At 71.3% G+C, this 13,190-nt stretch carries 12 protein-coding genes; 5 read left to right on the top strand and 7 right to left on the bottom strand.

The annotated features are described in order from the left end of the window. Nucleotides 1–138 precede the first annotated feature (138 nt). Both ACWEVP_RS24985 and ACWEVP_RS24980 read left to right on the top strand, forming a co-directional pair. Nucleotides 139–1,353, top strand: coding sequence for a macrolide family glycosyltransferase (locus tag ACWEVP_RS24985; protein ID WP_452064968.1), 1,215 nt, complete (start codon nt 139–141; stop codon nt 1,351–1,353). Beyond that, complete coding sequence (locus tag ACWEVP_RS24980) at nt 1,350–2,408, top strand: ketoacyl-ACP synthase III family protein (RefSeq protein WP_452064967.1); 1,059 nt, start codon at nt 1,350–1,352, stop codon at nt 2,406–2,408. The genes ACWEVP_RS24985 and ACWEVP_RS24980 overlap by 4 nt, the downstream gene beginning before the upstream one ends. Before the next feature lie 191 nt (nt 2,409–2,599). Here ACWEVP_RS24980 and ACWEVP_RS24975 read toward each other — a convergent pair whose 3' ends face one another. From ACWEVP_RS24975 to ACWEVP_RS24960, 4 genes are all read right to left on the bottom strand, one after another. Then, nucleotides 2,600–2,767: a hypothetical protein gene (locus ACWEVP_RS24975; protein WP_400904872.1), complete on the bottom strand. Its 168-nt coding sequence runs from the start codon at nt 2,765–2,767 to the stop codon at nt 2,600–2,602. Between the two features lie 69 nt (nt 2,768–2,836). After that, nucleotides 2,837–3,529, bottom strand: coding sequence for a helix-turn-helix transcriptional regulator (locus ACWEVP_RS24970; RefSeq protein WP_452064966.1), 693 nt, complete (start codon nt 3,527–3,529; stop codon nt 2,837–2,839). 350 nt (nt 3,530–3,879) lie between these two features. After that, nucleotides 3,880–4,995 carry a cytochrome P450 gene (locus ACWEVP_RS24965; protein ID WP_452064985.1) on the bottom strand — a complete coding sequence of 372 codons (1,116 nt, stop codon included), beginning with the start codon at nt 4,993–4,995 and terminating at the stop codon, nt 3,880–3,882. Between the two features lie 85 nt (nt 4,996–5,080). Next, the gene (locus tag ACWEVP_RS24960; protein WP_452064965.1) at nt 5,081–6,304 is read right to left on the bottom strand and encodes a macrolide family glycosyltransferase; all 1,224 of its coding nucleotides are present in this window, start codon (nt 6,302–6,304) and stop codon (nt 5,081–5,083) included. A 142-nt stretch (nt 6,305–6,446) separates the two neighbouring features. Between ACWEVP_RS24960 and ACWEVP_RS24955 the strand changes: the two genes are divergently transcribed. Both ACWEVP_RS24955 and ACWEVP_RS24950 read left to right on the top strand, forming a co-directional pair. Beyond that, entirely contained in the window at nt 6,447–7,403 is a 957-nt protein-coding gene (locus ACWEVP_RS24955; RefSeq protein WP_452064964.1) for an ATP-binding cassette domain-containing protein, read from the top strand. 85 nt (nt 7,404–7,488) lie between these two features. After that, nucleotides 7,489–8,247: an ABC transporter permease gene (locus ACWEVP_RS24950; protein WP_452064963.1), complete on the top strand. Its 759-nt coding sequence runs from the start codon at nt 7,489–7,491 to the stop codon at nt 8,245–8,247. Between the two features lie 4 nt (nt 8,248–8,251). On the opposite strand, the gene ACWEVP_RS24945 is transcribed toward ACWEVP_RS24950, so the two are convergent. Continuing rightward, nucleotides 8,252–9,478 (bottom strand): macrolide family glycosyltransferase, encoded by a 1,227-nt coding sequence (locus tag ACWEVP_RS24945; RefSeq protein ID WP_452064962.1) that lies wholly within the window; start codon nt 9,476–9,478, stop codon nt 8,252–8,254. A gap of 206 nt (nt 9,479–9,684) precedes the next feature. On the opposite strand from ACWEVP_RS24945, the gene ACWEVP_RS24940 reads away from it, so the two are divergent. Further along, nucleotides 9,685–11,139 carry an ArnT family glycosyltransferase gene (locus ACWEVP_RS24940; RefSeq protein WP_452064961.1) on the top strand — a complete coding sequence of 485 codons (1,455 nt, stop codon included), beginning with the start codon at nt 9,685–9,687 and terminating at the stop codon, nt 11,137–11,139. Between the two features lies 1 nt (nt 11,140). On the opposite strand, the gene rfbB is transcribed toward ACWEVP_RS24940, so the two are convergent. Beyond that, nucleotides 11,141–12,112, bottom strand: coding sequence for a dTDP-glucose 4,6-dehydratase (gene rfbB, locus ACWEVP_RS24935; RefSeq protein WP_452064960.1), 972 nt, complete (start codon nt 12,110–12,112; stop codon nt 11,141–11,143). Between the two features lie 19 nt (nt 12,113–12,131). Further along, complete coding sequence (gene rfbA, locus ACWEVP_RS24930) at nt 12,132–13,019, bottom strand: glucose-1-phosphate thymidylyltransferase RfbA (RefSeq protein WP_452064959.1); 888 nt, start codon at nt 13,017–13,019, stop codon at nt 12,132–12,134. Between the last annotated feature and the right edge of the window lie 171 nt (nt 13,020–13,190).

Here is a 13,190-nt window from a genome sequence, read left to right as displayed (position 1 = left end):
AAGGTTTTCACCGCGGAAGTCTGTGGAACCACCTAGTCGTCGGCGCGGAAGCGACGGTCGATGTGGACTCCGGGGAAACCGCCAGACCTCGCGTGGTAGTCACTGTCCCCTTCGGACCCGGTGCCCGACGATGCGGTGGTGAGCAGGCACATCGCCGTCTTCAGCTTCCCCGCGTACGCCCACGTCGCGCCGGTCCTCCCGGTCGTCGCCGAACTGGTGCGCCGCGGCCACCGCGTCACCTTCGCCGTGGTCGACGAGTTCGCCGCGAAGGTGGCGGCGACCGGGGCCGAAGTGCTGCCCTACCGCTCGACGTTCCCGTGGGCGACCGGCCTGGGCGACACCGCGTCCGACGGCTACGCGCTGCGGGCCATGCTGGCGTTCATGGGCGAGGGCCTCGCCCCGCTTCCGGCCGCGATGGCCCGGTTCGCCGGCGACCCGCCGGACCTCGTCCTGCACGACCTGGCGGCGTCGGAGACGGCGCGGCTGGTCGCGCGGAAGTGGTCGGTACCGACGGTGCAGTCGTGCCCGGAGTTCGCGTCCAACGCGCACTTCCGCCTGAACGAAGCGCAGGCCGAGTCCGACGCCGCCCAGCCGCCCGACCTCACCGACCCGGAACTGACCGCGTTCGTGGAGCACGCCCAGCGGCTGCTGGCCGAGCACGGTCTGTCCGATGTGGATGCTTCGGGTGGCGAGCCGCCCTACCACCTCGTCTACCTGCCCAAGGCGTTCCAGATCCACGGCGAGACCTTCGACGAGCGCTTCGCGTTCGTCGGACCGTGCTTCGACCGGAGCGTGGTCCCGGGGGAGTGGACGCCGCCCGCCGACGGGCTGCCGGTCGTGCTGATCTCGCTGGGCACCTCGCGCAGCCGGGAACAGGTCGGCTTCTTCCGCAAGTGCGTGCGCGCCTTCACCGGGCAGCCGTGGCACGTCGTGCTGACGCTCGGCCGGTGGGTCGACCCGGCCGAACTCGGGCCGCTGCCGGAGAACGTCGAGGCGCACCCGTTCGTCGCGCACGCGGCGCTGCTGCCGCACACCCGCGTCTTCGTCACCCACGGCGGGCTCGGCAGCACCATGGAAGCGCTGCACTACGGCGTGCCGATGGTGATGACGCCGTCCCAGAGCGACCAGGTGGTGACCGCGGCCCGCGTCGCCGACCTCGGGCTGGGCCAGGTGGTGTCGCGGACCGACGTCACCGAAGCGGAACTGCTCGACGCCGTCACGAAGACGGCGTCCGACCCGGTGGTCGCGCAGCGGGTCCGGTGGATGAGCGAGCAGGTCGCGCTGGCCGGCGGGGAGACCCGCGCGGCCGACGCCGTCGAGTCGTGGCTGCGCGCCGAAGTGGAGGCGAAGTGAAGCTGGCGGAGGTCTACCTCAGCGGGATCGGCACCTACGTGCCCGAGACCACCGGCGTCGGGTTCGCGGTCGAGCAGGGGTGGATCACCGCCGAAGACGCGGAGGCCTCCGGGCTGACCGGCGCGGCCTGCGCCGGCGAGACCCCGGCCCCGGACATGGCGCTGTGGGCCGGGCAGCAGGCCGTGGCCCGCGCGGACGTCGACCCGGAGGCACTGGACGTCCTGCTCTACGCCGACAACTACCACTCGGGCCCGGACGGCTGGTTCCCGCAGTTCTGGCTGCAGCGGCACCTGGTGGGCGGCGACCTGCTCGCGGCGCAGCTGCGCCAGGGCTGCAACGGCATGTTCGGGGCGCTGGAGCTGGCGGCGACCTACCTGATCGCCCGCGGCGGCGGGACGGCGATGACGGTCGCCTCGGACAACTCGACGTCCCCGCTGGTCAACCGCTGGCGCTGCCTGCGCCCGGACTTCATCATCGGCGACGGCGCGACGGCGGTCGTGCTGAACACGACGTCCGGCTTCGCCCGGCTGAAGTCGGCGAGCTCGATCACGGTGCCGGAGCTGGAGGGCATGCACCGCGGCGACGAGCCGATGTTCCCGCCCGGCGCGACGATCGGCCGGTTCATGGACTTCGCCGAGCGCATCGACTTCTTCGGGTTCGAGCACCGCGACACGATGCTCCACAGCGGACTCAACCTGCTGAAGACGCGGTCGGAGCTGATCGACCGCGTGCTGGCCGAGGCGGGCATCGGGCTCGACGGGGTCAGCCGCATCGCCTACAACCACGGCTCGCGCAAGTACGTCGAGGACGGCCTGCTGACGATGCTGGGGATCCCGCTGGAGAAGTCGAACTGGGACTTCGGCCGCGGCCTCGGCCACCTGGGGGCGAGCGACCAGGTGGCGTCGCTGGCGAACATGCTCGGCACCGGGCAGCTGGCGCCGGGGGACCACGTCCTGATGGTCGGGATCGCACCCGGGGTCAGCGTCGCGGGGGCGGTCGTGGAGATCCTCGACGTGCCGGAGTGGGCCGAGCCGGTGGTACCCCGGTCGCGTTGACCCGGGTGCGGTCGTCACCGCGGGTGCGACCGCTGTTGCCATAGAGTAGCCGCGGTGCGGTACTGATGGAAACTGTCCAACAGGTGGTGAACTTCTCGGCACGAGCACCGTCGAATGCCCCGAAACACGCGAACCGGGCGGGTCGAGGTCTCCCTCGGCCCGCCCGGTGCGGTGGTCGTCAGTCCGGTGGCTCAGCCGCCGGAGCCGCCGCCGTACGCGCCGCCCAAAAGGCGGCTGCGGCGCTTGCGGTTCTTTTCGTCGTCAGCCTTGGCGTTGTCCGCCTTGGTGTCAGCCGGCTTCTTCTTGGAATCGTCTTCCTTTTTTCCGAAAATTCCCACCAGTTCATCCCTTTCCGGCATTCTGGAAATCGAACCGTGCCCTCGCAGGATAGCGCAGGGTTTCTTCGCCCGCACACCGCCGGAAGCGGCTCAGCGGATGTACTGCGGAGTCACCTTCGGTGGCCACTGGCCGATGCAGAGGATGCCCTGCGAGTACGCCTTCGAAACCAGTGCCGAGCGGTTCGGCGACTTGAACTGCCGCAGCATCGCGCCGACGTGGTACTCGATGCCCTGCCTGCTCAGGTAGAGCTTCGAAGCCAGCTGCACCGTCGAGATCCCGGCGGCGACGCCTTCGAGGACCTTCGCGTCGAGCTCGCTGAGCAGCTTGGTCTTTTCGACGGCCGGCCGCGGGGTCTCCGCGGCGCGGTCCGGTTTGATCAGCACGACGATCGTGGTGACCTGGCCGGACCGGCTGCGCACCGCGATGCCCGTCAGGCCGCCCGAGAGCACCGGCTGCGCGGGCCGCACGCCGACCAGGCGCGCGCTGAAGCGGTCCCGGCGGCCTTCGTTCAGCCGCGCCAGTTGCTGCAGCGTGAACTGCTTGGCGCTCGGGTGCACGAAGTCCACAAAGCTCTGTCCGAAAACGTCGGACGCGGTCCGGCCCAGCTGCCGGAGAAAGTCGCCGTTCGCTTCGATGACCCGGAGATCGGGACCGAGATTCGCGATGCAGACGTCGGACATGTCGAAGGACGGGACGTTCTGGTGCTGTCTTTCGGAGCCGGCGGGCAGGCCGTGCGATACGGCGACCGGCCGATCGACCACGGAATCCACACGTGTGTTCATCGAGTTCGAACCCCCAGATTCGGTTCTGCGTTCGAGGCATTGGCCACGGACAAAAGACGTCGACGACCCTCGAGCTCCCCTCAAGAGGGTCCGCGGCGGCGGTCCGGACGGTTCTTCACACCACCCCAGCGGAAACCTCGAGTCCTTCCCCAGAACGATCCTCGAGTCCACCCGGACACCAGCCGCTTCGGTCCGTTTCGTTGGAAACAAACCAAACGACGTCTCGTACGCTAGCCAACGGGGTATGGCCCGTCAATGCCGCCACGGCGGATCGGCGCTAACACTGTGGTCCCCCCGACCGCAGGTACGGCACCCCCGGCGCGGCCTTCGGTCGGTGCGGTTCCGCAGGGTCAGCGGTCGCTGCCGAACGTGGTCGTGACCGGCAGCTGCTGCACGCCGAACACGCCGCCGGCGTGGAACGGGACCTCCGCACCGGGGGTCACCCGCAGGTGCTCGAACCGCTCGAACAGCAGCTCCAGCGCGACCCGGCCCTCCAGCCGCGCCAGCGGCGCACCCAGGCAGAAGTGGATGCCGTGCCCGAACGCGGCGTGCGAGTTCGGCTTGCGGTGCAGGTCGAACCGCCACGGATCGGCGAACTCGCGCTCGTCGTAGTTCGCCGACACCACCCAGGCCCAGACGATCGAGTCGGCGGGGATGACCGTGCCGGCCACCTCGACGTCGGCCGTGGTCACCCGGACCACCCGGGGGAACGGCGGCCGCAGCCGCAGCACCTCCTCCAGCAGCGGCTCCACCAGCGCCGGGTCCGCCCGGACCCGTTCGTAGGCGCCGGGCGCGTCCTCCAGGCAGAGCAGGACGTTGCCGAGCAGCATGGTGGTGGTGACGTGCCCGGCGAGCAGCAGCAGCGCGGTGAAGTTGCCGACCTCCTCGTCGGTCAGCCGCTCGCCGTCGATCGAGGACTCCACCAGGCGGGTCAGCAGGTCTTCGCGGGGCCGCGCGCGCCGGTCGGCGATCTGCGCGGCCAGGTAGGCCTCCATCTCCTCGATGGCCACCGCGAGCTTCTCACCGGTGCTCGGGTCGTCCACCTGCAGCGCCATCAGCGCCTCGGCCCAGCCGCGGAACAGCTCGCGGTCCGTGGCGGGCACGCCGAGCAGCTCGGCGATGACGATCACCGGCAGCGGGTAGGCCAGCACGTCGACCAGGTCGAACGCCGTCGCGTCCGGTTCGACCGCGGCCAGCAGCTCCCGGGTGACCTCGGTGATCCGCGGCTCGAGGTCGGCGACCACCTTCGGGGTGAACGCCTGGCTGACCAGCCGGCGCAGCTTGCGGTGCTCGGGCGGGTCGATGACCAGCAGGGTGCCCGGCGGCGCCTGGTCGCCCGGCGAGGTCAGGCGGGTGGTGTCCGAAGAGAACAGCTGCGCGTCGGTGCTGACGCGGCGGACGTCGGCGGACCGGAACACGTGCCAGGCGCCGGCCTCGTCCCGCCAGACCGGCGTGTCCGCGCGCATCTTTTCGAGCCAGGTCAGCAGCGCGGCGCCGCCGTCCGGGGCGATTTCCGGGGCGGCGGTCGGCTCGGTGGTGTCCACTTCGGATTCACTCCCGGGGTCGGGCGGTCAGTCGGGCTTCGACGCGGTCCGCGGCCGCCGCGGCGCCACCGGCGCCGGTGATGTGCGCCCGCATCCGGGCCACGCGCTCGTGCGCGGCGGCGTCCTCGGCGAGGCCGGTGACGGCCGCCCGCAGCGTCTCCGCGTCGACGTCGGCCGGGTCGACCCGGACTCCGAGGCCGAGCTCGGCGACCCGGCCGGCGACGATCTCCTGCTCCAGCGTGCGCGGCACGACCACCGGCGGGACACCCAGCGCGAGGGACTCCATGGTGCTGCCCATCCCGGCGTGCGAGACGAACCCGCTCGCCCGGCTCAGCACGGCGGGCTGCGGCACCCACGGGTGCAGCTCGAAGTTCGGCGGCACCGGGCCCAGGTCGGCCGGCGAGACCAGGCGGCCGATCGTCATGACGACGTGCCAGGGCGTCCCGGCGAAAGCGTCGAGGCACGAGGCGAAGAACTCGCGCTGGCGGTGGTAGCCGAAGCTGCCCATGGCGATCAGCAGCACCGGCCGGCTGTCCGGCGGGGTCCACCCGCCGGCGCGGTCGCCGAGGCACGGCCCGACGAAGGCGAACCCGTCGTCGAAGCTGTCGCCGCCGGGCTGGAACTCCCGCGGCAGGAACACGAGCCTGGTGTCTTCGTTCCCCTGGGCGAACTCGGCCGCGGACGCGCCCGGCAGGTGCTCGGCGAGCGTGTCCTCGACCACCGCCGCGGCCTTCGCCAGCGCGGGGTGCGCCGGATCCGGCGCGGGCACCTTGCCGGCCATGGCCGCGTACGGCGAGAACCGCTCGTTCGCGACGAACGTCGAGCACAGCAGGATCGCGGGGACGCCCCACTTGCGCGCGAGCAGCCGGCCGGTCGGGTAACCGAAGGCGTCGTACAGGAAGACGTCGGGCCGGTCGCTCTCGAAGGCGCCGAGCGCGGTCCGCAGCGGCGCGAAGCCTTCCAGCGCCTGGGCGAGCCCGGCCTCCGCGACGACGTCGCCGGTGATCTCCTCCGGGATCGCCACGGTGTCCCAGGACTTCGGCACGTGGGACTCGTACGGCAGGACGGCCGCCCCGGTCGCGCGCACGGCGCCGGCGTACTGCTCGGCGACGACGTAGCTCACCCGGTGGCCGCGCCGGACGAGCTCGGCGGCCACGGGCAGCGTCGGGTTGACGTGCCCGTGGGCGGGATAGGTGAGGAAGGCGATGTGGCTTCCCGGCGGGGGAGTCATGGTTCGAGGGTCGGGCCCCGCCCGGCGCCCGGTCAACCATGTCTAGGCGAACCCCTCGGGTCGCCCTTCCGTGCGGGGAAAGGGGTTTCCCGGTGTGCTAACTGTAGCGATGTCCGATCCGGCGCAGCGGAAGGAAACGGCCGTGACCCTGTTCGTCGAGGCCGAGGGGATCACCAAGACCTTCGGCAAGGTCCGCGCGCTGGACGACGTCAGCCTGCAGGTGCCGCGCGGCACCGTCTGCGGCCTGCTGGGCCACAACGGCGCCGGCAAGACCACGTTGGTCAACGTGCTCACCACGCTGGTGACGCCGACGACCGGCCGGGCCAGCGTCGCCGGGCTCGACGTGCAGCGCGATGCCGTGGCCCTGCGCAGCCGCATCGGGCTCACCGGTCAGTTCGCTTCGGTGGACGAGCAGCTTTCCGGCTTCCGCAACCTGATCCTCATCGCCCGCCTGCTCGGCGCCTCCACCAAGGCGGCCAAGGAGCGGGCCGACGAGCTGCTGACCGCGTTCGGCCTCCAGGAAGCCACCGGCCGCCCGGCGAAGACCTACTCCGGCGGCATGCGACGGCGGCTCGACCTCGCCGCCAGCCTCGTCGGCCATCCCGACGTGATCTTCCTCGACGAGCCGACGACCGGCCTCGACCCGGCCGCCCGGATCGCCATGTGGGAGATCGTGGAACAGCTCGTGCGCGACGGTTCGACCGTGCTGCTGACGACCCAGATGCTCGACGAGGCCGACCGGCTCGCCGACAAGATCGTCGTGCTGGCGCAAGGGAAGGTGATCGCCGCCGGCACGGCGGCCTCGCTCAAGGCGCAGGTCGGCAAGCGCACGGTCACCCTCACCCTGGCCGATCCGCCCGACGCCGAACGCGCGGCCGACGCCGTGCGCGGCGCCGGACTGGAGCCGCGGGTGTCCGGAGTGGACGAACTGATCGTGCCGGTGGAGAAGTCCACCGACCTCGCGCGCGTGGTCCGCGCGCTCGACGACGTCGCGGTCGAGCCGGTCGAGCTGGCGCTGGTCGACCCGCGGCTCGACGACGTGTACCTCGCCCTTTCCGGCGGGCCGCGGGATCCGCACACCGAAACCGAGAGGCCCTGACCCGATGAGCGCACCGACACTGTCCACTCCGGACTCCGAGTCTGCCGTGGCCGGACCAGCGCCGTGGCGCGGTACGTCCGTGCCGATGCAGATCCTCATCCTGACCGGCCGCTCGCTGCGCGCGGTCGTGGCGTCGCGGGCGCTCGTGCTGCTGGGCCTGCTGCAGCCGCTCATCGTGCTGATCCTGTTCAGCCAGGTGTTCGCGAGCCTGGCCGGCACCAGCTCGTTTCCGGCCGGGGTGTCCTACATCGACTACCTGATGCCGGCGGTGCTGGTGATGGGTTCGCTGTCGGTGGCGCTGCAGTCGGGCGTCGGCCTGCTCGACGACATGCGCAACGGCGTCGTGGCGCGCTTCCGCACCCTGCCGATCGCGTCGGCGTCGGTGCTGGTGGCGCGCAGCCTCGCCGACGTCGTGCGGCACGCGCTGCAGCTGGCGATCATGCTGGTGCTGGCGGCGACGCTGTTCGGGTTCTCGCCCGGCGGCGGGTTCACCGGCGTGCTGCTGGCGTGGCTGATGTGCATCGCGGTGGGCTGGTCGCTGTCCTGGATGTTCATGGCGATCGGCGTGTGGATCACCAACGTCGAGGTGATGCAGGGCGTGACGTCGATGGTGATGTTCCCGCTGATGTTCGCGTCTTCGGCGTACGTGCCGCTTTCGTCGCTGCCGGCGTGGCTGCGCGCGGTGGCGACGGTGAACCCGCTGACGTACTCGGTCGACGCGTCCCGCAACCTGGCGCTGGGCAACCCGGTGGGGGTGGGCGGCCTGGCGGCCCTCGGCGCGGCCGGTCTGATCGGCTTGACGGGTGCGATCGTCGCCACGCGGGGCTTCCGCCGCTCGGCCTGATCGCTTACGGGAGCAGGGCTTCGAGGGCGTCGGCCGCGGCGGGCGCCCCGCCCGCCTGCTCGATCTCCTTGGCCATCAGCGCGAGCCGGCCGGCCAGCGAGCCGTCGGCCGCGAGGGCCTCGACCGCCGCGTGGATCGCCGGACCCGTCGCCTCGGTGACCGGGATGTGCGTGCCCAGGCCCAGTTCCGCGACGCGGTGGGCGTTCGCCAGCGTCTCGCCGCTGTGGGAGACCGCGACGACCGGGACCTCGTAGCGCAGCGCCTCCAGGACGCTGCCCATCCCGGCCTGGCAGACCAGCGCGGAGGCGTACCGCAGCACGGACGGGTGCGGCATCCACTCGTGCGCCTCGACGTTCGGCGGCAGCTCGCCGAGCGCGGCCAGGTCGGCGCCGCGGCCCAGCGTCAGCACCACATGCCACGGCGTGCCGCGGAACGCCTCGATGCAGCCGGTGAAGAACCCGATGTCCTTGCTCATCGACGTGCCCAGCGAGATCAGCACCACCGGCCGGCCGTCGCCCGGCGGGGTCCAGTGGCCTTCCAGCGCGCGGCAGTTCGCGGTCGGGCCGACGAACCGGTACCGCGGCCCGTACGTCCCGCTCCCGTAGTGGAACGACTGGGGGATGTAGACCAGGCGCAGCTCGTCGCCGACGGGCGAAAGGCTGTCCGTCGCCAGCCGCGGATCCAGGCCGTACCGCGTGAGCAGCGCCGAGACGCCCGCGCCGAACTCCTCGCCGAACCGCGCCAGCCGCGGGTCCCGGTGGTCGAACTCGGTGGCGGCCGGGTGGTCGTCGGGCGGCTGGGGCGCGCCGGGGATCTCGTCGGCGTCGTTTTCGATGAAGACGGGGCAGCTTTCGGCCAGCGGGACGTCCCACGCCCGGCCCAGCACGCGCGCGGCGTTCCCGCTGATGGTGTCGTGCACGATCAGGTCGGGCCGGTCGCCGGAGAACCGCGCCAACGCCGCCTCGAGCGGTGCGAAGCCTTCGCGCATGAGGTCTATGATCATCGTGACGGCGTCTTCGGCGCTGTCCACTTTGGTCACCGCCGCGGGGAACTCCGAGTGGTACGGCAGGACCTCGGCGGAGCTGTCGCGCAGCAGGTGCGCGAACTGCGCGGCGACGGCGAACGTGACCCGGTGGCCCCGCTCGGCGAGCGCTTCGACCGGGCCCAGCATCGGGGTGATGTGCCCGACGCCGGGAAAGCTGAAGAAGGCGATGTGCCGACCCTGGGTCATGGTCGCCAGTATCCCGGGAAACCGCAGCTCAGCCCCGGTGCGCGCGGGAAGTCTAGGGGATTCGCTACCCTCACTTTCCGTGTTCAAACCTCACTTCCGAGTGACTACGAAGGTTGCGGATCCACCGGGCGTGATCGACTTTCGTTGTGCGGAATGGGCACTCTCGGCCGCAGAAACCACCAGGTCGAAGCCGGTCTACTGACGCCATGACCCTTACCGGAGAGACCACCGAAACCCGCACGGCGTTCGCGCGGACCCCGGTTCTCCTGATCGCCGGAGTCGCCGGAGTCCTGCTCCTCGTCGCCAGCCGCAACTACGGCTTCTCGTTCGACGAGGCCTACTTCGTGGTGGCCGGCCGCGACCACCCCGCGTGGGGCTACTTCGACCAGCCGCCGCTGCTGCCGTTCCTCGCCGCCGGGCTGGACCACCTGTTCCCGGGTTCCCTGGTGGCCTTGCGGCTGCCCGCGACGCTGGCCGCGGTGGGCGGAATCGTGCTGAGCGCGCTCATCGCCCGCGAGCTGGGCGGCCGCCGGGTCGCGCAGACCGTCGCCGCGGCCGCGTACGCGATGTCCGGCGCGACGCTCATCTGCCACTACCTCGCGACCTACTCGCTCGACCCGTTCTTCTGGTCGCTCATCCTGTTCCTGGTCGTGCGCTGGACCCGGGTGCGCGACGACCGGCTGCTGTTCGCCGCCGGGCTCGTCACGGCCGTGTCGCTGCAGGCGAAGTTCCTGGTCCCGGCGCTGTGGGTGGCGCTCGCCGTCGCGTCGCTGGTCTTCGGGCCGCGCGACCTCGTCCGCCGCCCGCTGCTGTGGGCGGGCGCGCTGGTCGCGACCCTGACCACCGTGCCGACGCTGGTCTGGCAGGCCGCGAACGGCTGGCCCTACACCCGGATGTCCGAGGTCGTCTCGGCCGAGTTCCCCGGCACCGGCGCGTTCCTGCTCGAACTGCTGTCCGGCCCCGGCCTGGTGATCGGCGTGCCGCTCGCGCTGTTCGGCTTCGCGCGCCTGCTCATCGCGCGGGAGCAGCGGTTCCTCGGCGCCGCGTTCCTGCTGCTCGTCGTCGCCTACCTGCTGACGTCCGGCCGGTCCTACTACGTCTACAGCCTGTACGCACCGCTGTTCGCCGCCGGTGCGGTGGGCCTGCAGGACGTCAAGTGGCCCACGGCCGCGAAGGCCGCGGGCTGGGTGCTCGTCGCCGCGTCGGTCCTCCAGGCGCTCGTCGCGCTGCCGATCTACCCGAAGTCGTGGGCCGAGCGCATTCCCGACGTGCCGCTGGTGCCGTTGACCGCCAAGGTCTTCGTGCGGTCCGACGGCCAGCTCGGCCAGCTGTCCGACGCCGTCGTGCAGGTGTACCGGTCGCTGCCGCCCGGGCAGCGGGCCCGGACGGCGATCATGACCGACAGCTACGCGTTCGCCGCCGACCTCGAGCTCTTCGGAGCCGGACGCGGCCTGCCGTCCGTCTACAGCGCACACCGCGGCTACTACTACTTCGGGCACCCGGGCGAAAACGTCGACAGCGTGCTGTTCGTCGGCGACGCGAGCCCGGCGGTGACCGGGGCGTTCGCCCACCGCCAGGACGTCGTGCCCCAGCTGATGACCGTCCTCAGCGGACGGAACACCGCCTGGGACGCGCTGTGGCCCCGGCTGCGCACGCAGTGACTCAGCCCTTGAGCGGTTCCCACCAGGTGCGGTTGTTCTTGTACCAGTCGACGGTGTCGCGCAGCCCGGTGTCGATGTCGACCCGCGGGGCGTAGCCGAGCTCGGTGGCGATCTTCGTGATGTCCACCGAGTAGCGGCGGTCGTGGCCCTTGCGGTCTTCGACCGGCCGGATCGCGGTGTGGTCCCGGCCGGTGATGGCGAGGAGCCGCTCGGTGAGCTCCCGGTTGGTCAGCTCGGTGCCGCCGCCGATGTTGTAGACCTCGCCCGCGCGGCCCTTCTCCGCGACCAGCTGGATGCCGCGGCAGTGGTCGTCGACGTGCAGCCAGTCGCGGACGTTGAGGCCGTCGCCGTAGAGCGGGACCTGCCGGCCGTCGACGAGGTTGGTGACGAACAGCGGGATGACCTTCTCGGGGTATTGGTACGGCCCGTAGTTGTTGGAGCAGCGCGTGATCGAGGCGTTGAGCCCGTGGGTGGTATGGAAGGCGCGGACCAGCAGGTCGGAGGCCGCCTTGGACGCCGAGTACGGCGAGTTGGGGGCGACCGGGTGCGTCTCGGGCCAGGAGCCGGAGTCGATGGAGCCGTAGACCTCGTCGGTGGAGACGTGCACGAACTTGCCGACTTCGCGCTCGAGCGCGGCCTGCAGCAGCGTCTGGGTGCCGAGGACGTTGGTGCGCACGAACTCCGCCGACCCGGCGATCGACCGGTCCACGTGGGACTCGGCGGCGAAGTGCACCACGAGGTCGGTGCCGGCCAGTTCCCGCTCGACGACGTCGGCGTCGCAGATGTCGCCGATGACGACCTTGAGCCGTTCGTCGCCCTCGACCGGCGCGAGGTTCGCGCGGTTGCCCGCGTAGGTGAACTTGTCGAGCACGACCAGCTCGTCGGGCGCGAAGCCCGCGTACTGTCCGGAAAGGACGTTGCGGACGTAGGCCGAGCCGATGAACCCGGCACCGCCGGTGACCACCATGCGCATGGGAAGGATCCTCCGGGGTTCAGACCGCGGTGAGCGGCCGCGCGCGGCGCGCGAAGTCCATGACGTACTCGCCGTAGCCCGAGCTGCCGATCCGCTCGCCCAGCGCGTAGCACTGGTCGGCGTCGATGAAGCCCATGCGCAGCGCGATCTCTTCGAGGCAGGCGATCTGCACGCCCTGGCGGGCTTCCATCGTCTGCACGTACTGCCCGGCGTCCAGCAGCGACTTGTGCGTGCCGGTGTCCAGCCAGGCGAAGCCGCGCCCGAGGTCGACGCACGCGGCGCGGCCCCGGTCGAGGTAGACGTTGTTGACGTCGGTGATCTCCAGCTCACCGCGCGCGGACGGCTTGAGGCTCTTGGCGATCTCGACGACGTCGTTGTCGTAGAAGTAGAGACCGGTGAGCGCCCGGTTCGACCGGGGGTTGGCGGGTTTTTCCTCGATGGAGACGAGGTTCCCGTCGGCGTCGCACTCGCCGATGCCGTGCCGGTGCGGGTCGGAGACCTCGTAGCCGAACAGGACGCAGCCCTTGAGGTCCTGGGTGGCGGCACGCAGGACGTCGGAGAAACCCTGGCCGTGGAAGATGTTGTCACCGAGGATGAGGGCCGAGGTGTCGTCGCCGACGTGCTCCTCGCCGATGATGAAGGCCTCGGCGAGACCGTTCGGGTGGGCCTGTTCGGCGTAGCCGAGCCGCAGTCCGAGTTCCGCGCCGTCGCCGAGCAGGCGCTTGAACGCGGGCAGGTCGTGCGGGGTCGAGATGAGCAGGATGTCGGTGATGCCGGCCAGCATCAGCACCGAGAGCGGGTAGTAGATCATCGGCTTGTTGTAGACCGGGACGAGCTGCTTGGAGACGCCCAGCGTGACCGGGTGCAGTCGGGAGCCACTGCCGCCGGCCAGGATGATGCCTTTCATGTGGGCTCCACGTGGTGGGTCGGGAGGTTCGCGTCCGGCCCCGACCCTAGGCGGGGGAGCAGTAGGGGAATGCCCAGTCCTGGCGAGGCGGAGGCAGTGCGGGAGCGGGGGTGGCTGCGGCACCGGCGGCCGCGGCGCGGGCGGCCGACCCGCGCGGGCGGGTGGTCCGGC

This window comes from Amycolatopsis sp. NPDC003865, assembly GCF_053605345.1.
The sequence above is the reverse complement of the archived record's forward strand: the minus strand, read 5'-3'. Positions and strand labels throughout refer to the sequence as shown.